Raw genomic sequence first — 26,234 nt, 5'->3', positions numbered from 1 at the left:
TCTGCTTTTGGCGAGAAAATATATCGTCGAACCGACGACACCAGTTATCAAAACATGCTGGCATCGCTGCACTTACTTGATCTTTCATTTACGCTGCTCCTGTTGAGACTGACGTAAAACTACCTCGGTGACTGTATTGTATCTCTATTTTTTCTTACTTTTCTACAAAGTCCCATTAGGAGCATTATTATCGTTTCCCGTAGTTGCTAAAATTGCTCAAACTATTTCTATTATCAAACCCGATGTAGTCATGGTCGTTCAAGGCACGATCGAACTCAGTTCCCTCGGTTTACTAGCAGCGAAAAAAGCTAACCTTAAAGTGATTAGCTTTATCCCGCTAACACAATCTTTATCGTTAATGCAAGGCAAACTCTCTAAATTAAGAGATTTCATTAATTTGCATTTTTACAACTTGCCAGATGCATTTATTACGACTAGCGCTCGGGCTAAATATAACTTAGTTCAGCAGGGAGTGAAATCAAAAATTTCTGTAGTATATTACGGTCCCGACTTAAGAATATGGCATCGACAGGAGCGAAACATATCTCGGCAAAAATACGGCATAGATAACAGCGATTATGTAGTGGCTCTGGTTGCTAGAATCGAACTCAAACACAAAGGTCATGACTTTCTCATTACCTCAATGGCGAAGTATGCCAACAAGCTAGAAAATATTAAATTACTAGTTGTAGGTGATGGCTCAGATGAAGCGAAGTTGCAAAAACTTATTCAATCTTCTGGTTTAAGCGAGAGAGTCAAAGTTATTCCTTGGGGAAATGACTTATCGTATATTTACTCTGCCATAGACATGCTTGTCATTCCCTCCCGATTAGAAGGATTACCATTAGTTATGTTAGAGGCAATGTACTATGGCTTACCAATAGTTGCTTCAAGCGTAGATGGAATGTTAGAAATTCTACCTCAAGAATGGCTATTTCAATTTGGTGACAGTGAAGCTGCTATTGAGACCTTACTACGAGTCAAAAATAGCGATAATACAACATATTTATCAAATCATAAAAAACGAATTATGACAGAATTCAATCTTGATGAATTTGGTAAAAACTTCTACAAAACTCTTTGCGAAGCAAAGATATAGGACTCATATTTGATTTTTGAAATCTACGTAGGGTGCGTTAGCATGATGGCGTAACGCACCACTTATTCCTACTAACAACTCATATTAGCCAGTCGTTTCAGCATAGCCTTGGATATTTTCTGGTTCAAATCGACGTAGTACGCTCGTTGCTTGTCGAAGTATGCCATCCGTGCCTTTAACAACAATTAAATACTTACCTGCGTTGAGACGGTTACGATACGGCAAAGCATCGCCGCTACCAAACACCAAACCAGCACCACCACCAGCAAATAGGCTTCCCATACCACCAGCCACAGCACCTAGTAAACCACCAATGACATGATTGCCGATTTCACCCGCCCAAGCAAAGGTATCTAGACCAGACAGCACGCTGAAAGCAGCTCCAGAGGCAAAACCAAACGGTACGAGCCAGAAAGCCATCAGTTTTGCTTGCTTAGCAGCTTGCTCGTTGGGATCGATCAAGCCAAACTCATCTGCACTTTTGTATCCTCTACCAAGAATAGTAATGCGATCGGTAGGTATACCTTCTTTTTCTAAGGCTACAGAAGCTGCTTCTGCTTGAATGCGATCGGGTAAGACGGCGATAAGGTAATTCATGAGAGTGGGAGACAAGGGGGACAAGGGGGACAAGGGGGACAAGGGGGACAAGGGGGACAAGGGGGACAAGGGGGACAAGACGAATTTAGAATAAATTTCTTCCCTACTCCCTACTCCCTACTCCCTGCTCCCTGTTAACTGTTAAAATATCGTACTGCGGCAGCGAATTACCGAAAGCACAACTTAACCTAACTAAAGGCAACCCTGAGCTGAGAGTAACGCGCTACTGAAATCACCCCTGGTCTTGTGTATCGCTGCTGTCGCTCAAAGTGAGTAGACAAACAAATTACTCACACGAGCAGACAGTTCACTTATCATTAATAGTGCCTTTTTCCCACTGGATTCCTATCGTTAATCATGGCTAAAGTTCTCGTATCTGACCCAATCGACCAGGCAGGAATTGATATCCTTTCCCAAGTTGCCACTGTTGATGTAAAAATCGGTCTAACACCAGAGCAGTTTGTACAGGCGATCCCAGAGTATGATGCGTTGATGATTCGCTCTGGTAGCCGCATTACTAAAGAAATTATCGAAGCTGGGCATCAACTGAAAATTATCGGTCGTGCTGGTGTGGGCGTAGATAATGTAGACGTACCTGCTGCCACCCGCCAAGGAATTGTCGTTGTCAATTCTCCCGAAGGAAATACGATCGCCGCTGCCGAACACGCGATCGCGATGATGCTAGCATTATCGCGTTACATTCCCGATGCAAATGCTTCTGTCAAACGCGGTGAGTGGGATCGCAAAACCTTTGTGGGGGCAGAAGTCTACAAAAAAACCTTGGGCGTGGTTGGTTTAGGAAAGATTGGTTCCCACGTTGCTACGGCGGCTAAAGCGATGGGGATGAAGTTACTCGCTTACGACCCATTTATTTCTACCGAACGAGCCGAACAGTTAGGTTGCCGTTTAGTTGAGGTAGATATCCTACTACAAGAAGCCGATTACATTACGCTGCACATCCCCAAAACCCCAGAAACAACGCATTTAATTAACGCCCAGGCACTGGCTAAAATGAAACCCAATGCCAGGATCGTTAACTGTGCTAGGGGTGGCATTATCGATGAAGCGGCGCTAGCAGAAGCACTTAAGGCGGGTAAAATCGCGGGGGCGGCTTTGGATGTCTTCGAGGAAGAACCCCTGAAGGAATCGCCGCTAAGAGCATTAGGAAAGGAAATTATCCTCACCCCTCACCTCGGCGCTTCGACCACAGAAGCACAAGTCAACGTAGCGATCGACGTAGCAGAGCAAATCCGCGATGTCTTGCTAGGCTTACCAGCCCGTTCTGCCGTCAATATCCCTGGACTCAGCCCCGATATCTTGGAAGAACTCAGACCGTACATGCAACTTGCCGAGACTCTGGGTAATTTAGTCGGTCAGCTGGCTGGGGGACGAGTCGATCTACTCAATGTCAAACTGCAAGGGGAACTTGCCACTAATAAGAGCCAACCATTGGTTGTTGCTGCCCTGAAAGGATTGCTTTCTCAAGCACTGCGAGAAAGAGTCAATTACGTCAATGCCAGCGTGGAAGCCAAAGAACGAGGCATTCGGATTATTGAAACGCGAGATGCTGCCATTCGGGATTATGCAGGTTCCTTGCACTTATCAGCCAAGGGTTCGATGGGCGAACATTCAGTGACGGGGGCGCTGTTGGGCGATGGTGAAATTCGCATTACTAACATTGACGAATTCCCGATCAACATTCCTCCCAGTTCGCACATGCTATTCACGCTACACCGAGATATGCCAGGAATTATTGGTAAACTCGGTTCCCTGCTGGGTAGCTTTAACGTCAACATCGCCAGTATGCAAGTCGGACGCAAAATCGTGCGCGGTGATGCGGTGATGGTACTGAGTTTAGACGACCCCCTGCCCGATGGAATTTTGACTGAAATCACCAAAGTTGCAGGCATTCGCGATGCGTATACAGTAACTTTATAGCAATTAGCGATTAGCAACTAGTTGCTAATCGCTAATTGCTAACCGCTAACTATGGCAAATCACTGGTGGGAAATTCAAATTTTGGGCGATCTAGACCTGGAAGAGACGATCTTCTGGCGACTAGAAGATTTTGGCTGTCGTGGGATGGCAAGCGAACAACAGAAGAATGATGGTAATGTTTGTTTGGTGAAAGCATACTTGCCGCAAGAACAAGTAAAGTTACTCGACTTAGCTGCCCTTTCGCTGTGGTTGCGACAGGATGCCTTGCTGGTAGGGCTAGAGCCGCCTAAAATGCAGTGGCATTTAATCGATGAAGAAGACTGGGCAAGTAGCTGGAAACAGTACTGGCAACCGCAGGAAGTGGGCGATCGCATTTTAATTTATCCTGCTTGGCTGCCAGTGCCAGAAACATCTGAAAGACTTTTGCTACGGCTAGATCCTGGGACTGCTTTTGGTACGGGCAATCATGCCACAACGCAATTATGTTTAGAAGCCTTAGAAATGCGCTTGGACGATCTGCCCAATTCCAGTCGAGAAGACTTAGTTATTGCAGATATTGGCTGTGGCTCTGGTATCCTCTCAATTGCAGCAATTTTACTTGGGGCTAGCCGAGTTTATGCTGTAGATACGGATATTCTGGCAGTCAACGCCACCCACAGCAATCGACAGCTCAATCAAATTTCTGCCGATCGCATAATCGTAGGACAGGGTAGCGTGAACGCGCTACCTCAAATGACCCAAGTATCTTTCGATGGCATTGTGTGCAATATTTTAGCAGATGTCATTATTCAATTAATTCCCCAAATTACTTCTGTTTCTAAACCCTCGACTTGGGGCATTATGAGCGGGATTTTAATCGATCAAGCCCAATCGGTAGCCGATACTTTAGAACATTATGGCTGGACTGTAGCAACTCTTTGGCGACGCAAAGAATGGTGTTGTTTTAACGTGAGACGGTCTTAATATTGATGCGTGGTGCATGGTGTGTGAAATGACAAATGACAAATGACAAATGACAAACGGGCAATTCCTGCCCTATTTATCGTTTATTTTCTCTCAGGGTTTACAGCGCTGCTTTATCAGGTAGTGTGGCAACGAATGCTGGGATTGTTTTCTGGATCTGATGTGCGATCGGTAACGATTGTGGTTGCCTCCTATTTGTTAGGACTAGGTGTAGGTGGTTGGCTGGGTGGTTGGATCGGCGATCGCCTCAGTAACCGACAGGCAGTACAAATCTATAGTTGCTGCAATTTTGGAATTGCGATTTTTGCTGTTTGCAGCCGCTTTCTATTTTACGATTTGCTGTTTCTGCAAGGAAAATCTTTGGCACAATCTCCAGCAATGATGTTGGCGATCGTGTTTGTCAGTTTATTAATTCCTACTACCTTGATGGGTGTGTCGCTGCCTTTGGTAACGAAGGCGACTAGCCGTCATGCAGAAGGTGCAGCAGCTCGAATTGGTCTGCTCTATGGTTTAAATACACTCGGCTCGGGTCTGGGAACGCTCGTTTCCGGTTGGTATATTATCGGGACTTTTGGCTATGAAAAAACAGTTTATTTCGGTGCAATTCTAAGTGCTGTAGTGGGAATTATTGCCTGGTCTATTTCTCATCAGTTTTATTCAAATCGCCCTGTATTAACTATATCAAATACGGCAAATGGAGCGCTGCGATCGCGTTCTCTATGGCAGTGGTGCTTTTTAGTCTTTCTTTCCGGGTTTGTAGCAATTTCTTTAGAGATTATTTGGTTTCGGGTTTTAGATACAGTACTGCAATCAATCGCCTATACATACGCTCATCTTCTAGCATTTATTCTCGTCGGTAATGCCTTAGGTAGTATTGCAGGATCGGCAACAATTCGATTTATTCGTCAACCCCGAAAAGTCTTTTTTGTGATTCAAGCTGGTATAGCTGCTTATGCGCTAATTTCTATTTGGCTGATTAGCATTTACTGGCAATCTTATCCAACAGATTTACGCACAGATATCGGCTACATTGACTTAAATAATATTACTTCTATTGTCATCTTGAGATATGTAGTCATACCTTCAGTCATGCTCGTATTGCCAAATTTCTTACTGGGTTTTTATTTTCCGTTAGTCCAGAAAGCCGTACAAACAAAAGATAGCCAAATTGGACAGCGAGTCGGTTTCATTCAAGTCGCAAATATCTTAGGCAATTCTACAGGTAGCCTGCTGACGGGATTGGTGCTGTTGGATAAGTTCGGTACGGCGGGTTCCTTGCGATTCATTGCGTGGTTGGGACTGGGATTTGCCCTGCTATGTTTCAATCTGAGGAGAGATAAGCTTACGAGTATGTTGGCGATCGCCCTAGCTGTCATCATTGCTGTATTTCCAAATAATACCCGTCTCTGGGCAGCTCTACATGGCATTCCAGCCACACAATATTTCCTAGCTGCCGAAGATTCGACAGGTGTAGCCGCCGTGACTGAAGTAAACGGACAAGGGACTTTACTCGCCAGCGGACAAGCGCAAGCCAGTTTCCCTTACATGCAAGTCCACGCCCTCCTGGGCAGTTTACCCGCACTGATTCATCCCCATCCCGCCCAAGTCATAATTATTGGACTCGGTTCGGGGGGGACGGCTCATACAGCAGGAGTAAACCCTGCAACTCGGCAAATTAAAGTGGTAGAGTTACTCAAAGCTGAGTTGACAGTTTTGCGTCAATATGCTCAAACTCCTAACGGTCAGCCGCTTAAGTACTTATTTGAAGATCCGCGTTATAAATTTATTGTCGGTGACGGACGGCAAGAGTTGGAACTCTCCCAGCAACAATTTGACATCATTGAAGCCGATGCGATCTATCCCTGGCGATCGCGAGCTGGTATGCTCTACTCGCAAGAGTTTTTTCAAGCCGTGCGATCGCACCTCGCCCCAGGTGGTATGTTTGTGGAATGGAACGTAGGCTTAGGCACGGCGCAGACATTCCGCAGTGTATTCCCTTTCGTGATGCAGTTAAGCATGAGCGGCGATTTACACGTTTTAATTGGCAGCGATCGCCCCGTTGACTTCAATCGACAACGGCTATTAAATAAACTAGAGGACGCATCTGTATTGAATTTCTTAGCAAAAGCAAGCGTCAACGTCGAAGCAATTCGTCAAGATGTCAAAACTGCCCAGGTAAATCTCTACTCCCACGCCAAAGACGGTCAACCTCAACCCGTAAATACCGATTTGTTCCCGCGATCGGAATATTATTTGAATCAGGGGTAATGGATAATGGGTAGTTGGTAGTTGGCGGTTGGCTGTTAATCGCAGATAACTGCTCGTGCGCTCCCTTTCTTCACTGATAACTGATAACTGATAACTGTACGGGCGGGTTTAGCATATAGATTGACAACCAAAGCTATAAATTTTTGGTCAAAACCCGCCCCTACGATAACTGATAACTGTCAACTGTTTTCTGGTGTTTTACTATCGATATATTCGCGCCAACGCTTGATTTTACCTGCGACAAAATCGGCAATAATGGCATCGTCTGCACGGTTGCGACGACCTGACGCTTTTTCCGTATCTTCCCAATACCACTCTACGGCAGCGCGATTGCCTTCAATAATTATTTGGCGAATGTCGATTTTGACGTTGGATGCATAAGTAGCGAAATCTGCTGCTGCTTTGCGGATGGCGGCTCTACCTACCCACTTCTGTCCTGGGACAATTAACTCGCCATCAGGAGTGAATAAAGCAGCGAAAGCATCTGCATCTCCATTGACCCAACTGTCTCTAGCTTGACGCACAATTGTGCGAATCTGTTCTGGAGACGTATTTTTTCCCCCTACTGGACTGGAACGATTTACATTCATCTGTTTGGGTATGCCTGCAAATACCTCGATGCTAGCGAAGAAAATACCCACTGCCACTAGAATTACGATTCTTCTGGAAAGCTTTGCTAACGCCACTCTATACGATTTTACTTTCACCTGATGTAAGTCTATCTTCATTTATCGAACCATCGAATCCCAGATTGTTATTGGATCGGCAAATATTTGGAAACAACTTACGAACAAATTTTTTCGCCCTGCCCAATATTAACTTAACTCTTGGGAAGAACTCAGTTGCGCGATCGCCACAGGATCGCCCATACAGCAGAGAACAACACTACGGTAAAAATGTCAACCTGGTAAGTAGATACAGAGAATTAATTTTTGTTTTGTATCTAAGTCAACAATCTCCCGCAAAATGGTAGAGGTAGCTAGTGTAAAAAACGCCCCCAGCAGATATCCCCAGAAAACACTCTAAGTTAGGAGTAGATGAGAAATGCTTGCATACATCCTTGCGTTAGCTGTTGCTATTGGTAGTCTTGGCATCTACTTAGCTGCCTTTTTCTTTCCAGAAATTGGTCGCAAGAACGATATCTATTGGAGCGGCGTAGGGTTGTTCTATGCTTTAGTCTTATGGGTATGTGCCAAGCAGATTACAGGAGGACTCCTATTAGGTCAAGTCGCTGGAGTCGTGTTACTGGGTTGGTATGCGTTTCAAACTCTACAGCTACGCCGCCAATTAACTCCTCAACAACAACAAACAGCAGTCCCTAGTGCAGCACAGGTAAAAAGCAACGTTCAAGAGCAAGTCACCAAAATCTCACCCCTGCAAAAGCTGTCGCAGTTTGGCAAGAAGGCAACTAGTAAAGCGACAGCAGCTAAAGAACAGCTACAATCCAAAGTTGATGTCAAGGAAGTTCCGACACCGCCAGTAGAATCTACTCCCACTGTAGAAATTGTCGATAATCGCACCCCTACAGCCATAGAAACAACTGAGTCAGAATCTACTTTTGAAGAAAAAATCGCCTCAGAAGTGGAAGTGATTCCTCCAGCAGAATCTAACATTGACGCTCCCGAAGCTCAACCAAACCCAGACATTGCAGCAGCTACCCCAGTCGAAACCACGCAACTAGAAGAATTGACGACTACCGAAACTGAAACCGAGTTATCCTCACCAAGCGAAGTCACTGAATTACACCGTCCCGATCCCCCGAGTCCCGAATTAGTAGAAGCTGCAATTGAAGATGCAGAAGAAAAGCATCAACCAGCTTCTCCACCAGAAACCGACGAGAAGTCGTAAAATGCAAAAAATGAAGTTATATTGATGGCTGCATCCACAAATACAATGCGATCGCCTGCATTGAACTGTAACGGGACTTATCCTGCCGCAGAAATACTTCTAAAATAGTTGAATAACCTTGCCCCTATTTTAGACAAAGCTGTGACAGAACCAGGAAGCTACAAAGATACCGTAAACCTGCCTAAGACAAAATTTGACATGCGGGCAAACGCTACCAAGCGCGAGCCAGAGATCCAAAAGTTTTGGGCAGAAAATCAAATCTACGATCGCCTGTCACAGCAAAATTCTGGCGAGATTTTCACTTTACACGACGGACCCCCCTACGCCAACGGTTCGTTACACATCGGTCATGCCCTGAATAAAATCCTCAAAGACATTATCAATCGCTATCAACTCCAACAAGGGCGTAAAGTTCGCTGCATTCATGGTTGGGACTGTCACGGATTGCCCATCGAACTCAAAGTCATCCAAAGCATGAAGCCGCAGGAACGCGCCTCGCTCGCACCTTTGGAACTGCGCCACAAAGCACGGGACTTTGCCCTCAAAGCTATGCAAGAACAATGCGCCAGTCTCAAACGTTGGGGTGTTGTCGGCGATTGGGAAAACTCCTATTTAACTCTAAAACCAAAATACGAAGCTGCCCAAATCGGCGTATTCGGGCAGATGGTCTTAAAAGGCTACATCTATCGTGGCTTCAAACCCGTTTACTGGAGTCCTAGCTCGAAAACCGCTCTAGCCGAAGCCGAACTAGAGTATCCCGAAGGACACACCTCCCGCAGCCTCTATGCGGCTTTCCCGATAACTCACATCGAGCCATCAGCTTTCCCCAAACTCAAATCCTTCCTCCCCCATCTCTGGGTAGCCATCTGGACGACAACCCCGTGGACAATTCCAGCCAACTTAGCAGTTGCAGTCAATCCCGACTTAACTTATGCCGTGGTGGAAATGTCACGCAAAGACGCAGAGACGCAAAGCACCCTTAGCGCCTTTGCTATGGACACTTTGACGCGACGTGCTTTAACGGGGGGAACCCCCGCACCGCAGTCGCTCCTCAAGGGGGGGAACCCCCGCACGCAAGTGTCCTCGTCTTTGCGTGACCAAAATCCACAATACCTCATCGTCGCAGCAGATCTAGTCGATCGCTTATCTACTACACTTGGCGCTCAATTAACTGTTAAAACCACACTTAAAGGCTACGAACTAGAACACTGCAAATATCGCCATCCATTGTGCGATCGCGAAAATCCAATTGTCATTGGCGGCGACTACGTGACGACAGAATCCGGTACGGGACTCGTCCACACTGCACCAGGACACGGACAAGAAGACTATCAAGTGGGGATGCGCTATAATTTGCCGATCCTCTCTCCCGTCGATGCCGATGGTAACTTTACAGCAGAAGCCGGACAATTTGCCAAGCTCAACGTATTAGGGGAAGGCAACGCCGCAGTCGTTCAAGCTTTAGAACAAGCTGGTTCGCTGCTGAAGGAAGAACCCTACGTCCACAAGTATCCCTACGATTGGCGGACGAAAAAACCCGTGATTTTGCGGGCAACTGAGCAATGGTTTGCGTCGGTAGAAGGATTTCGAGATGCAGCCCTGCAAGAAATCGCCCATGTCCGGTGGATTCCGGCTCAAGGAGAAAACCGCATCACCGCAATGGTAGCCGAGCGTTCTGACTGGTGTATCTCCCGCCAGCGCAGTTGGGGCGTGCCAATTCCCGTATTTTACGACGAGGAAACTGGGGAACCGCTACTGAATGAAGAGACGATCGCTCGCGTCCAAAATATCTTTGCTGAAAAAGGCTCGGATGCTTGGTGGGAAATGTCGGTCGAAGAGTTGCTCCCAGAAAAGTATCGCGATAACGGGCGAAAATACCGTAAAGGTATGGATACGATGGATGTCTGGTTTGATTCCGGCTCCTCTTGGGCGGCTGTCCTTCAACAGCGACCGGAATTATCCTATCCAGCTGATTTGTACTTAGAAGGATCGGATCAGCATCGCGGTTGGTTCCAATCTAGTTTGCTCACGAGCATTGCGACCAACGGTCACGCACCTTACAAAACTGTTTTGACTCACGGCTACACCGTAGACGAACAGGGGCGTAAGATGAGCAAGTCTTTGGGAAATGGAGTCGATCCGACGGTAGTTATTGACGGAGGTAAGAATCAAAAAGAAGAACCACCCTACGGTGCAGATGTGTTGCGGTTGTGGGTTTCTTCGGTAGATTATTCCGCCGACGTACCGATCAGTAAAAATATCTTGAAGCAGTTAGCGGATGCGAGAAATAAAATTCGCAACACGGCTCGTTTCTTATTAGGAAATCTGCACGATTTCGATCCCAGCCAGGATACAGTACCATACGAGCAGTTACCAGAATTGGATCGCTACATGCTGCACCGGATGACGGAAGTATTTACCGAGGTAACTCAAGCTTTTGATAAATATCAATTCTTCCGTTTCTTCCAAACCGTACAGAATTTCTGCGTTGTAGATTTATCGAGTTTCTATTTAGATATTGCCAAGGATCGGCTGTATATCAGTGCCGCTAATTCGTTTCGCCGTCGCAGCTGTCAAACAGTGTTGCAGATTGCCCTAGAAAACTTAGCCAAAGCGATCGCCCCTGTATTGTGTCACATGGCAGAGGATATCTGGCAATATCTCCCCTACCCCACGTCGCATGAATCTGTATTTGAATCCGGCTGGGTGAAGTTAGAGGGCAAATGGCAGAATTCAGAGCTGGCAGAATCTTGGGTTCAGTTACGCCAACTCCGCACGGAAGTGAATAAGGTATTAGAACAAGCACGTACTGAAAAGGCGATCGGTTCTTCTCTCGAAGCAAAGGTACTGTTATATGTTGCTGATGCTAATTTGCGACAACGCCTGCAATTTTTAAACCCCAGTACGGACGCACAGCCATCTACTCATTCCAACGGTGTTGATGAGTTACGCTATTTATTCATCACTTCTGGGGTAGAATTGCTCGATACTCCCGCAACCCTAACAGAATTGAAATATAATTTCCAATCTGAAGCTTTGGGAATTGGGGTCGCTAAGGCTGACGGGAAAAAATGCGATCGCTGCTGGAATTATTCTATACACGTCGGCGCATCTCAAGCACATCCGCTCTTGTGCGAACGATGTATTCCCGCTCTCGCAGGAGAATTCTGATTGTCGTTTAGTTAGCTGTCGTTAGTTATTGGCAAATTGCCAGTGACTAGCGATCGCGACACCATCAAATCTCATGAACCTTGAGATTTTACTAAGTAACACAACAGTATTTGCTTTAAAGCTAGCAAAGTAAATACTGGGATAGTTTGACCATATCGACTCGATAGTCTCAGTGGTTCTTGCAGCCACCGATACAACCACTCGCCACCACCAAAACGCAACCAATGGGGCGCTCTTTTTCGCTCTCCTGCATAAACAGGAAATGCTCCCCCCAATCCGATCGTTACTGCTCGGATTTTACCTTGATGTTGCTGCATCCAATATTCCTGTTTTGGGCAACCTAAAGCGACCAAAACGATCCCAGCACCACTGTGATGAATTTTTTCAACCAAAGCTTCATCTTCTGCGCGCGTCAGTGGATGAAACGGCAAAGGCTCCATACCAGCAATTTTCAAGTTAGGGAAATCCCGCGCCAAGCGCTCTCTCATTTTCTCTAAAACTGGTGTTTCAGAACCTAAGAAAAATATGCTCACGTTCTTCAAAGGAGCGAGTTTACATAAAGATAAAAGAATATCTATTCCCGCAACACGATTTTGGGTACGCGCTCCCAACAACTTCAACATCCAGACTAAAGGCATTCCATCAGGAGTCACAAGGTCTGCATTCTTCAAAACTGTGGCAAACTCTGGATGCCAGTAGGCTTCTACTAGCATATGAGTGTTAGCCACACAAACAAATTTACTAACTTTACTCGTTGCCCACTCTAAGATTAAGTTAATTTGAGATTCAAACGGTAAAGCACTAACAGGTGAATCGATCACGTCAAGTTTTTTATAAACTTTTAATACTCTAAATTCTAAATCTAGAGTCTCAAAGGATTGATTTTGAATTTGATGTTGTTTGCTAAATAATTCTCTATTATTTAGCGTGGATTGTCGTGTATTTTTCATTATTTCTCTGTTGCCAGCAATGTGGAACCTCAGCTAACAATCCTGGCTGTGCGTAATGTATAAAGCCATTTCCGCACGCACAAAAAATAGTTGGAATCGGCTGTTAATCTCTGACATAGTTTGCAGAATCAGGTTGAATGCCTCTCGCAAACTGATAGTATCTTACCGATTCATTTAAAATTTGTTCGATCTATTACTCAGCCGAAACTTTAGCAGAATTGCTTTAATTTAAATAATCAAAGTCTTTTACAACTTATACTTATTAAAATATCACTAAAGCTCTCTATTTTTACTCTTTCATAGCTTAATTTAACTGTATCTTAAGGAAATCAAATTAGATGCAAGCCTGCCATTTATTCTGATTATTTTGCAAGCGTAATGTATGGTGCTTCCCAAGACAAAGATTGGCGAGTTCAATCTAAATGCAATAATTTAAGTTTCAGGCGCGATCGAGTGCGAACAAGCGAGCGCCATACTTCCGCTTTGATAGAAAGCTGATTTTATTAGGCTGTCTTTGAATACCGCTAGCAACTGCACCTAAAACTGGTGTGGCAGAGAAATTTAACTGCTCTAATGCCTTGACTAAAGCGGAACAGTTTGTTTTACCCATACTTACAGTCAAAATGCTAGCATCCACATGCCTAGCTAAAAGATTTGCATCAGCAAAACCAATCAAGTGAGATGTATCGTATATCACTAAATCGAAAGTTTGTTGCAGTTGCTCTGCCAAGCTTTGCATTTGCGGCGATGAAAGCAGAATCGATGGATTCGGGGGAATTGAACCAGCAGTTAAGATAAACAAGTTATCCTTGGATATTTCTCTACTGTGCGCTGTAGCCTCTTGAAAAGCTCCATTATCCTCAGCTTCCTCAGAGCTATTACGCACTTGTTGGATCGCATACTGAAAGTTTAAACCTTCGGCGATCGCATTGCTCAGTCCTTGCGCGTTGGATAAATTTAACATTTTATGAATGGCGGGAGTCCGCAAATTGGCATCAACCAATAAAACTCTTTTACCCATTGCTGCTGCTGTCTGAGCTAAGTACAATGCAACTGTTGATTTACCATCTTCGGGAGCAGCTGAGACGATCGCTAGAGAACGAACAGTCCCATTAAAATCGAGAAAAGAAACGTTTGTGTAAAGAGAGCGGAAAGACTCCCAGAAATCAGAAACTTCAGTTTTTTGCGCTAGTCTACTATTGCGATCGAATTTTACGCTAGGAATTTCACCTAAAATTAGCAATTTAGTCTTATCTTTAATTTCTTCAGAGTTATAAAAAACGTTGTTAAGTTTATCTACAAGCAGAGCAACTCCAAAACTGACTAATAAACCTAAAGCTGTGCCTAGAACTAAATTACGCTGAACGGTAGGTGCGGTATTTTGAGGTTCGCTAGGAGGAGTGAGTATTTGCCAAGGTACTTGCTTTTGCGCAGCATCGATTCGTAGTGCTTCGCGCTTGGTTAAAAAGTGGTTTAAGTTATCGGAAGCAATTCTTAACTGCCGTTCTAAGTCATCTTTCTGACGAATAATTATCGGAAATTGTTTAGCTTGTTGTCTTAACAAGTTCTCGGACTTATTTAGGGTGTAGTCTTGCGCTTTTAAGGACTGAATTTGCTTAGCAGCATTAGTCAATTTTTGAATTTCTCTTAAACGAGCCGAACCGGGAGAGGCTGTATCTATCAAGTCTGTCGTTCCATTTGGCAATCGATCTCCCAAGATTCGCCGTTCCTCTTTTCTGACAGCTTGCAGCAACTGCTGTTGTTGAGCTAACAGAGATTGAAATTCAGGACTATCTTCTTTGTAACGAGACGATTTCGCCGCAATTTTAGTTTCTACATCTTGAAGTAAGTTGAACAGCTTCAGATAGTGAGACGATTCGCTCAGTTCGGTAATTGCTGCCGCTGTATCCGGTTGCAATCGCAGTTTTTCGTACAGATTATTGTAAAAAGCTGTGCTACTAGATAACTGAGTCTGGATCTCCAATCGCTTCTGTTCAATTCGATCGAGCTGATAAGAGAGATGTTGACCTTGAGTATCGGAGTTAACAATACCATGTCGTTGCCGAAAACCTTGAAGGCGCTGTTGCAAGAATTCAACTTGCCGCTGCAATTGTGGTAGCTGAGATTCGACAAACTGAATTCCTAAATTAACATCTGTCTGACGTTCTTCTAGGCTGTATTTTAAGTAAGCCTCAGCTACCGTGTCCAGGACAAATTGAACTTTTTCAAAATTAGGATCTTTATAGCTAACTTCTAAAATATTTGTGTTGGGCAACAGCTTAATGTTCAATTGAGGCGTGCTGCTACCAGGGTAATATAATTGTAGTTTTTGGGTAATGGGAGACATCAACTTCGGACTTTGTAAAACCTTCAAAGTTGTCTCATCTAACCCCGGAGAATCCTTTTCTTCTTTGTCTTCGTCCTTAGACGATACAACTTTATCTTCAGCAGTCACGGGTTCGGTTAACAGCTCGAACTTAGCGACATAGGTTGGAGTACCAGTCGCAGCTAGTAATACAGATACACTGGCAACTGCGGTTGTGCCGATCAGAATTGTTAGTATTCTGCGCCGAATCGCTCCTAGCAACCAACTGATATTCAATCCACCTTCATTGGTGTCGTCAGGTTGAGTCGTGTAGAGCTGAGGTTGAGGCTGAAGTTGCTGGCTGTAGGTCTGAGGAGGCAACTGTTGAGAGGAGCTAACATTTCTCATATGTAGACTCTGTTTATTTTTTAATAACGGGTCTTAGAAACTTACTCAAGTCTGAAGTCAGCCTGATACTCAACTGAATACACAGTCTACTCGCCACCTCTCTCCCTCTTTAGGGAGTTGAGTGCGTATACGACTAAAAACAAGTCCTTGCTACTCTCGATTGGGAGGGCATGTATAAATCTACCACTTAGTCTATAAGATGATCAATCCGTTTTAAACAAAATTTCGGTTTCTGGATCTCCTGTAAAGTACTTCACAGAAAGTTTACATTATCTTTATTTTTTCTTTATTGTATATCTATCACTAGAGTGATTGAATGAACTTATACACAAATCTCTGCAATCCTTGCTACGGGATTTTGATGCAACCTACCAAAACGTCTACTCTATTTGATTAGTTTTTTTAACTATTACAATATCTAGTTGGAGGAAACTGTTATCTGCTGAGGTAGCGGTAGCTTCTGCTGGTATCAAATCTAAATCGATGCGATACCAAGCTAGGTAAGGGGATCTGAGCCGACCGATTCTTTGCGATCCAGTCAGACAAGGCTCTTGCAGTTCGTTGAAAATCGTGGGTGAGAGAGCTACTTAAGAAACATGTACGTAACAACTCGAAATTTATTTATACAATTTGGTCATCCTATCAGCCAGTCCTGGAAGCACTCACGGCGCTACCGGAGCCGGACATCCCTTAGATGGCAACTGCAATCTTTGCTTGCATTACCAGCACGTACAAGCAAATGCTCGGGGGATTCAATTTTACTGGTTAGACCATAGAAACAGCATTTAAATTTAGAATAGCCGCTTGGCGATCGCAAACCGTTTTGGCGCTTTGTGCCACTTGCTTGGCGATCGTAAATCGTCTCTACACGACCTTACCTGAATTTGGTAAGCAAGTCAGCCTCTGTTTTTTTGCACTAAGCCAGGTATTGCTAGTTTCTCAAGCAATTTCCATCACAGCTCGATTGCCTCGTTTGCAGAATTAAGCCGTACAGCCATTGTTGCATTAGCTACATCAGTGCCGTAGGGTTAACAAGTCTGTAAGGGTGGTAAACGTGCAGATGACATAGCGTGAGTCTGCAACCATCTGACTCAAGGTGAGGAGATTAGCATGGCAACTTGCCGATATCTGCATAAGGTTTGAGCTGGGTTCGACCGCAGATGGCGGATAGTCATTCATTAGAATGCAAGTTCATGCATGTAGAGTCAAATGAAACTATTAAGTAGGTTGGTAGCTGTAAGCATATGCAGACGAGAAAACTAACTATACAAGCTGGTCATACTGAGAGCCAGTATTGGCAGGATCTGTGGCGTTACCGAGAGCTATTCTACTTCTTGGCTTGGCGAGACATTCTCGTGCGTTACAAGCAAACAGCTATAGGCATTGCTTGGGCTTTAATACGACCATTTCTCACAATGGTTGTATTTACAGTCGTGTTTGGCAACTTGGCAAAGCTACCTTCAGAAGGCGCACCATACCCAATTTTGGTATTTGCAGCGATGTTACCTTGGCAATTTTTTGCTAATTCCTTATCTGAGTCCAGTAATAGTTTAATCGTCAATACCAATTTAATTTCTAAAGTTTACTTTCCTCGCTTAATTGTACCCGCCAGTGCAGTGATTGTCAGCTTTGTAGATTTTATGATTTCAGGCATGATTCTAATAGCTTTGATGGCTTGGTACAATTTTATTCCCGATTGGCGCATATTGACCTTACCCTTATTTATTTTAATTGCCTTTGCTGCTGCTGTAGGAGGAGGGCTTTGGTTAGCGGCACTAAACGTAGAATATCGGGATTTTCGCTATGTCGTGCCATTTATCGTTCAGTTTGGTCTGTATATCTCACCTGTTGGCTTTAGTAGCAAGATCGTACCGGAACAATGGCGTTTGCTTTACTCGTTAAACCCAATGGTAGGAGTGATTGATGGTTTCCGCTGGGCAATTTTAGGTGGTGAAGCAAACATTTACCTACCAGGATTCATTTTGTCAGTGGGAATTGTTATTTTACTGGTCGCGAGCGGAGTTTGGTATTTCCGTAAAATGGAACGAACTTTCGCTGACATTATTTAAATTGGAATTTGCAATTTGGAGTTTGGCGATCGCCAAGTCAATATAGGTTGTATTATCAGGAATTGTATTATCAGGAGTTGAGTGCGTGTCCGAGCCGCTTATTCGCATTGAGCAACTGGGAAAGAAATACATCATCAGTCACCAAAGAGAAAAACCAGCGGGTTTCTATCGCTATAAGACTTTAAGAGATGTCATCGGGAATAAGTTTCAAAGATTTTCTAAAACATTTTTGCAACAAAATGGTAAACAAAACTTTCAATCTAATCTTGAAGAATTTTGGGCGCTCAAGGATGTTTCCTTTGAGATTAAGCAAGGCGAAGCAGTTGGAATTATTGGACGCAATGGCGCAGGTAAATCGACACTCTTAAAACTTTTGAGCCGCATTACCGAACCTACCACTGGCAGCATAGAGATCGCCGGACGAGTCGCTAGTTTATTAGAAGTCGGTACTGGCTTTCATCCAGAACTAACTGGACGTGAAAATATCTATCTGAACGGCTCCATTCTTGGCATGAGTCGAGCTGAGATTAAAAAGAAGTTCGATGAAATTGTTGATTTCGCTGAAGTCGAGAAGTTTTTAGATACTCCAGTCAAGCGCTATTCTTCTGGTATGTACGTGCGTCTTGCATTTGCAGTAGCAGCTTACTTAGAACCAGATGTTTTGATTGTAGATGAAGTTTTAGCAGTAGGTGACTCAGCCTTTCAAAAGAAGTGTTTGGGAAAAATGAACGACGTGGCTACCAAAGAAGGACGAACAGTTTTGTTTGTCAGCCACAGTATGCAGGCGATCGCGCAATTAACTAAGCGATGCATCTTACTTTCAAAAGGGAACGTTCAATTTGATGGTGCTACTGACACAGCGGTACGGTTATATATTGCCGGACAAAAAATGGCTGACGAGCAACCAGCTTATTACCAAGCTCCTTTAGACAAGACTGGCAACTATCTAGCTTGGGTGAAAGTACACACCTCTGAGGAACAAGGAGTTCACTGCTGGGGAGAAGCAATTTCTTTTGAGTTTGCATTACAAGTTACTCAACCGCATGAAAGTCTGTGCTTTTCCTTCCAGATAATGAATGAGTTTCAACAACCAGTGTGTATTTTTTGGAATTTCGATCGGCAACTTCCCTTTCGTCGAGAAGCGGGATTGTTTATTCTCCGATGCGAGATCCCCAAATTTAGACTCTATATGGGCTTGTATACTCTAACAACATGGTTTTCAGAGCGACGAGGTAGTAATTTAATCGAAAATTTGAGAAATATTTGTCCGTTTGAAGTCACGATGCACGGGATCGAGCGGGAAGAGTACCCGTGGCAATCGGATGAGTGTGTTTACTTGGAAGATGCGATTTGGCACGCAGTTCCATCAGAAAAAGTTTTGACAGAAAAATTTAATTAATCGAACGGCAGTTTTCAAGTTTAATTATAGTTAAGACTAAAAAAAGATGGCAATAAATCATGATGTAGAACTAGGTGATTGCGTGAGTATTTTTCATCCACAGTTAGTCAATCTTTATGGTTGTAAAATTGGCGATGAAACCAAAATTGGTACTTTTGTAGAAATTCAAAAAAATGCGGTCGTTGGTGCTAGGTGTAAAGTATCATCGCATACTTTTATCTGCGAGGGTGTGGTTATAGAAGACGAAGTATTTATCGGTCATGGAGTTATGTTCACCAACGACCTTTACCCTCGTGCCACCAACGAAGATAGCAGCCTGCAAACTGAAGCTGACTGGTCTGTCATTGAGACTAGAGTAAAGCGTCGTGCTTCTATTGGCAGCAATGCCACTATCCTGCCAGGAGTCACAATTGGAGAAAATGCCATAGTTGGCGCTGGAGCAGTTGTGACTCGCGATGTTCCCGATCGCGCAACTGTAGTGGGAGTCCCCGCGCGGGTAGTTGGCAATATTGCCAATGGGCGTAAATCGATCGATAACGGCTCAAAAGCGAGTATTTGAAATGACCGAACAATTCAATCCAGATGAATTTCTTATAGCTCAAGCTCAGACTGAGCAGACATTATTTACAACACAAACACCTAATATTCAAAATCTTAGCGACGGAGTTCCTTACGAACTGGGGATGAAATTCCGCAGTACAAACGTCGGTCAGATAACTGCAATTCGATTTTGGAAAGCTGCAAGCGAGACTGGTAACCATACTGGCAAAATCTGGGCAGCAAGTGGCGGCACTCCATTGGCAACTGTGAGCTTCTCAAATGAGACAGCATCAGGATGGCAGCAGCAAGCTCTTAGCACACCGCTGAACATTCAAGCCAATACAACTTATGTGGTTTCTGTCAACATCAACAGCTTCTATGCTGCTTATAACGATGAATTGGCAAGCTCAATTGTCAACGGCGACCTTAGCTCGGTCGCTGACGGCAGTAACGGAGTTTACAACGTAGGTCCAGGCGCTTTTCCTAGCAGTTCTTATCGCAACACCAACTATTACCGCGATGTAGTCTTCTCCGCTACCTCTGTTTCCACAATTTCTAAAGTCAGTGGTGATAATCAGAGCGGCGGAGTAGGAACAACCCTGGCTAACCCATTAGTCGTTCAAGTGATAAACCCTGCTGGCAGCCCTCAATCAGGGGTGACTGTCAACTTTGCCGTAAGTGGTGGGGGTGGTTCCGTTTCACCTACCAGCGCCGTCACCAATGCCAACGGACAAGCAAGCACAACATTGACTTTAGGAACGACAGGTGGTGCAGCAAATACAGTCACCGCAACAGCCGATAACATAGGCAGCGTGACTTTTACTGCTTTTACCACCAGAGCCAATCCCACCAATCCCAACCCCATTTACCTAGAAAACCAAAAACCAGGTAATCCCGACTGGAGAATCCCCAACTCTAACTACGATACAAATGGTGAGATCTGTGGCTATGCTGGTGCAACCAGCGTCAATAAGGGCGGATCGCTGCCAATTAAAGTTTCTCTAGGATATAGTGCGCAATTCACTATTGACGTGTATCGCTTAGGTTACTACGAAGGTGCGGGAGCGCGATTAGTCGCTAGCAGCGGTGCGCTGAATGGAACTACGCAGCCTGCTTGTACCTTCGACAGTACGACCCGCACGATCGAGTGTAACTGGGCAACTTCCTATACGCTGGCAGTAGGTAATGATTGGACGAGCGGTTTGTATTTTGCAAAGCTGACCATTTTAGCAACTGGTAAACAGTCACAGATATGGTTCGTTGTTCGCGATGACAGCAGTACTTCTGACATCTTATTCCAGAGTGGCTTTACGACTCATTTAGCCTATAACACTTTTGGCGGTTACAGTTTATATACCTATAACAGTATTGGCGGTCAAAAAGCGCTGAAGGTTTCTTACGATCGCCCATTTTCATCGGCTAGTATCCGTCCCGAAGAAATAAACTCGATGATGCGCTGGGAGCGCCATATGGTGCGCTGGTTAGAGTCTCAGGGCTATAACGTCTCTTACGTCACAAACATGGACGTTCATGAAAACCCACAGCTATTGCGACAGCACAAAATATTTTTATCCGTCGGTCATGACGAATATTGGTCGCTGGAAGCGAGAAATGCTGTCGAACAAGCCAGGGACGCGGGAGTTAATTTAGCTTTCTTCTCAGCCAACACTTGCTATTGGCGAGTTCGGTTTGAAAATAACCTCACTGGGGGAAACAACCGCATCATGGCGTGCTATAAGGATGTGACAGATCCCGTCGCACCTACGAACAAGTTCCGCAGTCAACAAAACAATCGACCTGAAAACGCTTTGATTGGTGTCATGTATACAGGCGATAATGCTGGATTGTATTGGACTTACGATTACAATAACCCTTACTACGGCGGATATGATTTTGTGGTCACCAATAGTAGCGACCCTTACTACGCCAACACGAACTTGAACGACGGAGACAAACTGGGTGCGTTAGTGGGTTATGAATGGGATGCAGCGATTAATAATGGCGCTACCCCCAGCAATCTTGTCGTTTTGAGCGAATCAGCAGTTAACCCCAACGGTTCCTTTGATTCCGATCTTCCGCCTGGAACTAGTATCAATATTTCCAACGCAGCTCGTTACACTGCTGCCAGTGGCGCTAAGGTATTTGCGACTGGATCGGTTCATTGGATGTTCGGGTTGGATACTGATGGCGCTCGGGTCAACCGCGAAGACATACGCGCTAAGCAAATTGCTGTCAACGTTCTAGCAGACATGGGGGCTAAGCCTCAGTCTCCAGATGTCAACATAATTGTGCCTTGAGAATAACTTTGTATGAACTTGAGATTAAAACGCCGCCGATTCGGTCAGCTAGCGATCGCTAGTGCCGCTACAACCGTACTCTCCAATTTAGCAGCCAAAAAAATAGTTGCCCAAACACAACTCGTCATTTACGGCGTGCGCCTAACCCCTGCTAGCAGCAGCATCACAGAAGACTTAGTTGATGAGAAAGCAGCAAACAAAACTCCTGGAATGATTTTGCAATCCTTAGACCTTACCACAGGTCAAGAATCGTTATCTACTGAAATTGCCGAACAATCCGTTCAAAATCAACAGGACGCAACTGAAACTGCAAGTAAAGCTTTTATCATCAAAAAGCAGAGCGAACGAATCACTGGTTTTACTGCCTTAGCAGATGGGACATTTGTTGTTGCGGCTCTAGCATCGACTCGCAAGGGCGATCTAAATCGCTTCATCGTTTTCAGTCCAGATAGTAAAAAGTCGGCAACAAAAGGCTTAAAAGCCAAAAAAATCAAAAAGAACAATACAATTGAGAGCCTACTCGCCATCCAACAAGACCAACTTCTAGGTATTGTTAGCCTTACCCAAGGTCAACCGCCTTTCGAGCTAGGATTAATTGACTCAAAATCAGGTCAAGTCGATTCTCGCTCCGATCTACCAAATTTACCTCCATTTAATCGGTACAGCAATCTCGCCCAATCCTCTGATGGCAACATTTACGGTACTAGTATCGATCCTGGTGGCAACCCAATTCTGGTGCAGTTCGATCTGACAAATAAGTCTCCGATCACTGGTAGAGGAAGAGTTATCAATTTAGTAGAACTGAGGTTTAACGGTCGTCCTTTATCAAATGACTTGGCATGTCTCGCCTTTTCTCCCTCCAATCAACTATTGGCACTTGCCGATCCCAATCTAGAAGGTAGTAATTCTTTATTTTCTGTCGATCTGCAAACCGGACAGATGCAATTCCTTAGAAAATTTGCCGTTGATAAGATTGCTTTTAGCAAAGTCTAAAAACTATTAGCTAACTGCTCGATCGCTATCGTTGTTTTTTTAGTAATTGAAGTTTTGTAACCTTACTTCTACCGATTTACTCCTATGACAAATACTCGCGATCGCTTAACACAAAATGTCGATTCAAGTACTTACCCCGAGCAGGGAAATATTTGTACGGACAAGCAAAATTCGGCAATTCATACAATTAATATTGGTGTCATAGGCTATGGCTATTGGGGTCCCAATTTAGTCCGTACCTTTGCCGATCTCCCAGGAGCAAAGGTCGTAGCTGTGAGCGATTTTAAAATAGAAAGGCTGGCTAAAGTGCAATCGCGTTACCCAGCCGTGCAAGTAACGACAGATAGCCAAGACTTATTTGCAGATCCAAATATCGATGCGATCGCGATCGCGACCCCAGTTTCGACTCATTACGACTTAGCCTTAGCAGCTTTGCAGGCTGGCAAACACGTACTCGTCGAAAAACCAATGACTGTCAGTTCGCAACAAGCCATCAGACTAATTGAGGAAGCTCAACAGCGAAATTTGGTATTGATGGTAGACCACACCTTTGTGTACACGGGTGCAGTCCGTAAGATGCAAGAACTTGTTGCCAGCAAAGCAATAGGCGACGTTTATTACTACGATTCTGTCCGGGTCAACTTGGGGCTGTTCCAGCACGATGTGAATGTGATTTGGGATTTGGCAGTCCACGACCTCTCGATTATGGACTACGTGCTACAAGCCAAGCCAACCGCTGTCTCGGCGACAGGGATGAGTCACATTCCCGGCGAACCAGAAAACATTGCCTACCTAACATTATTTTTCGACAACAGCGCGATCGCCCACATTCACGTAAATTGGCTAGCGCCAGTTAAAGTTCGTCGTACCCTGCTTGGGGGCAGTCAAAAAATGATCTGCTATGACGACTTGGAGCCAAGTGAAAAGATTAAGGTATACGACAAAGGAATTACAGTCAATGGCAGTCCTGAGAACGTTTACCAAATGTTAGTTGGCTATCGTACCGGAGATATGTGGTCGCCAAAGTTAGATATGACTGAAGCGTTGCAAACCGAGGCATTACACTTTGTTGATTGCATCCAGCAAGGCAAACGTCCAATTACCGATGGGGAAGCAGGACTGCGGGTCGTCAGAATTCTAGAGGCTGCTACCCAGTCCATCAAGCAGCAAGGTCAATTAGTTGAATTAAGCGGAGTGGAGGTAGCAGTATGATCCCATTCGTAGACTTAAAAGCGCAGTATTTGAGCATTAAAGACGAAATTGATGCTGCTGTTTTTAAAGCTTTAGAAAGTACGCAATTTGTGCTAGGCAGTGAAGTTGTTGCTCTCGAAGAAGAGTTCGCTCATTACTGTAATGCCGATTCTGGCATTGCTGTCAATACAGGAACTAGCGCTCTCCACTTAGCATTATTAGCCGCTGGTATTGGTGCGGGTGACGAAGTGATTACCGTGCCTTTCACCTTCGTGGCAACTACGGCAGCAATTTGTTACACCGGAGCTAAACCCGTATTCGTCGATATCGACCCGGTTTCCTACACGATGGACGTAACCCAGATTGAAGCAGCAATCACCCCGCGCACCAAAGCAATCCTACCAGTGCATCTGTACGGTCAACCAGCCGACATGGAACCGATTCTCGACATCGCTCGCCGTCACGGTCTCGTTGTGATTGAAGATGCAGCACAGGCACACAGAGCCGAGTATAAAGGGCAGCGAGTTGGTAGTCTTGGCGACATCGGTTGTTTCAGCTTTTATCCTGGGAAGAACTTAGGGGCGTGTGGTGAAGGTGGTATGGTCGTCACCAGCAATCCTGAATACGAGCGCAAAATGCGGATGCTGCGTGATTGGGGACAAGAACAGAAATACCATCACCTGCTCAAAGGCTATAACTACCGCATGGATGGTATCCAAGGAGCGATCTTGCGGGTGAAGTTACGTCATTTAGACAAATGGACAGAGGCAAGAAGAACACACGCCGCTCAGTACGATCGGTTACTGGCAAGTTCGGAGGTGTCTACTCCTGCTGTCATGTCATACAGTTATCACGTTTACCACGTCTACGCCGTGCGATCGCCCCAACGGGATTTATTACAACATCTGCTACACAAGCAGGGTATCCAAACAGGCATTCACTATCCCATTCCCGTACACCTACAACCAGCTTACGCCGAATTAGGGTATCAACCTGGAGATTTTCCCCACGCCGAACGAGCAGCGAGGGAAGTTCTTTCTTTACCCATGTATGCCGAACTTTCTCTCAACCAATTAGAAGTTGTAAGTGCTGTAGTACGCGAGAATCTTCCATGTATGAATTGGCAAAAAGTAGGGTAGTCCCAGCTACACACGGCTCCCAAGAGCTGAAACCAGACCCAGAGTTTGAAGTGGGGATGACAAAACATTTGCGCTATCAGTACAGTAATGACCAATTACTCGAATTGTACAATCGCTTCGCGATTGGCGAGGGTGATTTTGACTTGTTAATGCGGCGAATTATTTGGCGTACAATGGCACGTCAATTCGGTCATGGCGTTCGGATTGGTAGTGGCGTTGGTTTCAAACATTTAGAAACATTTGAGATTGGCGATGGCGTTTTCATTGGTTCGCAGAGCTACATTCAAGGACGCTTTGATGGCAAGTGCGCGATCGGTAACTACGTTTGGATCGGTCCTCAAAGCTATTTTGATGCGCGTGACTTGATAATTGAAGATTATGTGGGATGGGGACCAGGAGCAAAAGTGCTTGGTTCAACTCATACCGCATTCCCCATTGATGTTCCGATTATTCAAACCGACCTGGAAATTAAATCGGTAAAAGTAGAAACAGGAGCTGATATAGGGATGAATGCCGTCATTCTTCCTGGGGTAACGATTGGTAAAGGTAGTATTGTTGGTGCTGGAGCCGTTGTTACCAAAGATGTACCACCATTTGCCGTCGTTGCTGGTGTTCCGGCTCGGTTTTTACACTGGCGAGAAGGATATGAACCATCACAGAGCAATTAAAGCATATGCAAAATAAACGTGTATTAATTACAGGTGGCGCGGGTTTAGTTGGCTCCCACATTGCCGATTTATTAGTTAAAGAAGAAGTTGCTGAAATTATAGTTTTGGATGACTTTACTCGCGGACAGCGCCAAAACTTAGCTCAAGCGCAAGAACGCGGACATTTAGTCATTGTCGAAGGTGACATTCGCGATCGCCAACTGCTTGCCGATCTGATGCAAGGTGTCGATCTTGTCTTCCACCAGGCAGCGATTCGCATCACTCAATGCGCTCAAGAACCGCGCCTAGCGATGGAAGTTCTAGCTAATGGGACTTTCAACGTCTTGGAAGCGGCGGTGAATGCAAAAGTCAAAAAAGTAGTCGCCGCCTCCTCCGCCTCCATCTACGGCAT

General features: G+C 44.8%; 18 protein-coding genes and 1 pseudogene. 15 read left to right on the top strand and 4 right to left on the bottom strand.

Translation table 11 applies throughout. The annotated features are described in order from the left end of the window. Nucleotides 1-127 precede the first annotated feature (127 nt). Nucleotides 128-1,099 carry a glycosyltransferase family 4 protein gene (locus H6G17_RS28830; protein ID WP_192161978.1) on the top strand — a complete coding sequence of 324 codons (972 nt, stop codon included), beginning with the start codon at nt 128-130 and terminating at the stop codon, nt 1,097-1,099. An 84-nt stretch (nt 1,100-1,183) separates the two neighbouring features. On the opposite strand, the gene H6G17_RS28825 is transcribed toward H6G17_RS28830, so the two are convergent. Further along, nucleotides 1,184-1,696, bottom strand: coding sequence for a hypothetical protein (locus H6G17_RS28825; protein WP_192161977.1), 513 nt, complete (start codon nt 1,694-1,696; stop codon nt 1,184-1,186). Nucleotides 1,697-2,053: 357 nt separating this feature from the next. Here H6G17_RS28825 and serA point away from each other — a divergent pair, with 357 nt between their 5' ends. From serA to H6G17_RS28810, 3 genes are read left to right on the top strand one after another with little or no spacing between them, the layout of a single operon-like run. Continuing rightward, a complete protein-coding gene (gene serA, locus H6G17_RS28820) occupies nt 2,054-3,634 on the top strand; it encodes a phosphoglycerate dehydrogenase (protein ID WP_192161976.1) in 1,581 nt (526 codons plus the stop codon). A 51-nt stretch (nt 3,635-3,685) separates the two neighbouring features. After that, complete coding sequence (prmA, locus tag H6G17_RS28815) at nt 3,686-4,597, top strand: 50S ribosomal protein L11 methyltransferase (RefSeq protein ID WP_192161975.1); 912 nt, start codon at nt 3,686-3,688, stop codon at nt 4,595-4,597. A 42-nt stretch (nt 4,598-4,639) separates the two neighbouring features. Next, entirely contained in the window at nt 4,640-6,865 is a 2,226-nt protein-coding gene (locus H6G17_RS28810; RefSeq protein WP_192161974.1) for a fused MFS/spermidine synthase, read from the top strand. 179 nt (nt 6,866-7,044) lie between these two features. Here the strand turns inward: H6G17_RS28810 and H6G17_RS28805 are convergent, their stop codons facing one another. Then, nucleotides 7,045-7,572 carry an SgcJ/EcaC family oxidoreductase gene (locus tag H6G17_RS28805; protein ID WP_347276480.1) on the bottom strand — a complete coding sequence of 176 codons (528 nt, stop codon included), beginning with the start codon at nt 7,570-7,572 and terminating at the stop codon, nt 7,045-7,047. 337 nt (nt 7,573-7,909) lie between these two features. Between H6G17_RS28805 and H6G17_RS28800 the strand changes: the two genes are divergently transcribed. Both H6G17_RS28800 and ileS read left to right on the top strand, forming a co-directional pair. Then, nucleotides 7,910-8,713 carry a Ycf66 family protein gene (locus H6G17_RS28800; RefSeq protein ID WP_192161972.1) on the top strand — a complete coding sequence of 268 codons (804 nt, stop codon included), beginning with the start codon at nt 7,910-7,912 and terminating at the stop codon, nt 8,711-8,713. Between the two features lie 141 nt (nt 8,714-8,854). Beyond that, nucleotides 8,855-11,884 (top strand): isoleucine--tRNA ligase, encoded by a 3,030-nt coding sequence (ileS, locus tag H6G17_RS28795; protein WP_192161981.1) that lies wholly within the window; start codon nt 8,855-8,857, stop codon nt 11,882-11,884. A gap of 71 nt (nt 11,885-11,955) precedes the next feature. Here ileS and H6G17_RS28790 read toward each other — a convergent pair whose 3' ends face one another. Together H6G17_RS28790 and H6G17_RS28785 are read right to left on the bottom strand one after the other, a co-directional pair. Further along, nucleotides 11,956-12,834, bottom strand: a complete 879-nt coding sequence (locus tag H6G17_RS28790; protein ID WP_199317079.1) for a WecB/TagA/CpsF family glycosyltransferase — start codon at nt 12,832-12,834, stop codon at nt 11,956-11,958. Nucleotides 12,835-13,273: 439 nt separating this feature from the next. Then, on the bottom strand, nt 13,274-15,547 hold the full coding sequence (locus H6G17_RS28785; RefSeq protein WP_192161971.1) for a tyrosine-protein kinase domain-containing protein: 2,274 nt from the start codon (nt 15,545-15,547) through the stop codon (nt 13,274-13,276). Nucleotides 15,548-16,791: 1,244 nt separating this feature from the next. On the opposite strand from H6G17_RS28785, the gene H6G17_RS28780 reads away from it, so the two are divergent. From H6G17_RS28780 to H6G17_RS28740, 9 genes and pseudogenes are all read left to right on the top strand, one after another. Next, complete coding sequence (locus tag H6G17_RS28780; protein ID WP_192161970.1) at nt 16,792-17,616, top strand: ABC transporter permease; 825 nt, start codon at nt 16,792-16,794, stop codon at nt 17,614-17,616. Between the two features lie 85 nt (nt 17,617-17,701). After that, nucleotides 17,702-19,015: an ATP-binding cassette domain-containing protein gene (locus tag H6G17_RS28775; RefSeq protein ID WP_192161969.1), complete on the top strand. Its 1,314-nt coding sequence runs from the start codon at nt 17,702-17,704 to the stop codon at nt 19,013-19,015. A gap of 46 nt (nt 19,016-19,061) precedes the next feature. Beyond that, complete coding sequence (locus H6G17_RS28770) at nt 19,062-19,574, top strand: acyltransferase (protein WP_192161968.1); 513 nt, start codon at nt 19,062-19,064, stop codon at nt 19,572-19,574. A 55-nt stretch (nt 19,575-19,629) separates the two neighbouring features. After that, a pseudogene (locus tag H6G17_RS28765) lies at nt 19,630-21,852 on the top strand (N,N-dimethylformamidase beta subunit family domain-containing protein); the annotation flags it as partial. 12 nt (nt 21,853-21,864) lie between these two features. Next, nucleotides 21,865-22,845 (top strand): hypothetical protein, encoded by a 981-nt coding sequence (locus tag H6G17_RS28760; RefSeq protein ID WP_192161966.1) that lies wholly within the window; start codon nt 21,865-21,867, stop codon nt 22,843-22,845. Nucleotides 22,846-22,929: 84 nt separating this feature from the next. Beyond that, a complete protein-coding gene (locus H6G17_RS28755) occupies nt 22,930-24,057 on the top strand; it encodes a Gfo/Idh/MocA family oxidoreductase (protein ID WP_199317078.1) in 1,128 nt (375 codons plus the stop codon). Beyond that, nucleotides 24,054-25,175 carry a DegT/DnrJ/EryC1/StrS family aminotransferase gene (locus H6G17_RS28750; RefSeq protein WP_192161965.1) on the top strand — a complete coding sequence of 374 codons (1,122 nt, stop codon included), beginning with the start codon at nt 24,054-24,056 and terminating at the stop codon, nt 25,173-25,175. The genes H6G17_RS28755 and H6G17_RS28750 overlap by 4 nt, the downstream gene beginning before the upstream one ends. Then, nucleotides 25,148-25,843, top strand: coding sequence for an acyltransferase (locus H6G17_RS28745; RefSeq protein WP_192161964.1), 696 nt, complete (start codon nt 25,148-25,150; stop codon nt 25,841-25,843). The genes H6G17_RS28750 and H6G17_RS28745 overlap by 28 nt, the downstream gene beginning before the upstream one ends. A gap of 5 nt (nt 25,844-25,848) precedes the next feature. Then, nucleotides 25,849-26,234: NAD-dependent epimerase/dehydratase family protein (locus tag H6G17_RS28740; RefSeq protein WP_192161963.1), on the top strand; the 386-nt coding region annotated here is incomplete at its 3' end.

Origin of the sequence: Chroococcidiopsis sp. [FACHB-1243] (genome assembly GCF_014696895.1) — a bacterium.
In the GTDB taxonomy this organism is placed as follows: domain Bacteria; phylum Cyanobacteriota; class Cyanobacteriia; order Cyanobacteriales; family Chroococcidiopsidaceae; genus Chroococcidiopsis.
This window is presented reverse-complemented; position numbering and strand designations above follow the sequence as displayed.

Bases quoted from the DNA above. Each gene is read 5' to 3' on its own strand.
- H6G17_RS28750 (WP_192161965.1), top strand. From the start codon at position 24,054: ATGATCCCATTCGTAGACTTAAAAGCGCAGTATTTGAGCATTAAAGAC.
- H6G17_RS28780 (WP_192161970.1), top strand. From the start codon at position 16,792: ATGCAGACGAGAAAACTAACTATACAAGCTGGTCATACTGAGAGCCAG.
- H6G17_RS28810 (WP_192161974.1), top strand. From the start codon at position 4,640: ATGACAAATGACAAACGGGCAATTCCTGCCCTATTTATCGTTTATTTT.
- H6G17_RS28800 (WP_192161972.1), top strand. From the start codon at position 7,910: ATGCTTGCATACATCCTTGCGTTAGCTGTTGCTATTGGTAGTCTTGGC.
- H6G17_RS28755 (WP_199317078.1), top strand. From the start codon at position 22,930: ATGACAAATACTCGCGATCGCTTAACACAAAATGTCGATTCAAGTACT.
- H6G17_RS28770 (WP_192161968.1), top strand. From the start codon at position 19,062: ATGGCAATAAATCATGATGTAGAACTAGGTGATTGCGTGAGTATTTTT.
- H6G17_RS28790 (WP_199317079.1), bottom strand. From the start codon at position 12,834: ATGAAAAATACACGACAATCCACGCTAAATAATAGAGAATTATTTAGC.
- H6G17_RS28785 (WP_192161971.1), bottom strand. From the start codon at position 15,547: ATGAGAAATGTTAGCTCCTCTCAACAGTTGCCTCCTCAGACCTACAGC.
- prmA (WP_192161975.1), top strand. From the start codon at position 3,686: ATGGCAAATCACTGGTGGGAAATTCAAATTTTGGGCGATCTAGACCTG.
- H6G17_RS28760 (WP_192161966.1), top strand. From the start codon at position 21,865: ATGAACTTGAGATTAAAACGCCGCCGATTCGGTCAGCTAGCGATCGCT.
- H6G17_RS28825 (WP_192161977.1), bottom strand. From the start codon at position 1,696: ATGAATTACCTTATCGCCGTCTTACCCGATCGCATTCAAGCAGAAGCA.
- H6G17_RS28745 (WP_192161964.1), top strand. From the start codon at position 25,148: ATGTATGAATTGGCAAAAAGTAGGGTAGTCCCAGCTACACACGGCTCC.
- serA (WP_192161976.1), top strand. From the start codon at position 2,054: ATGGCTAAAGTTCTCGTATCTGACCCAATCGACCAGGCAGGAATTGAT.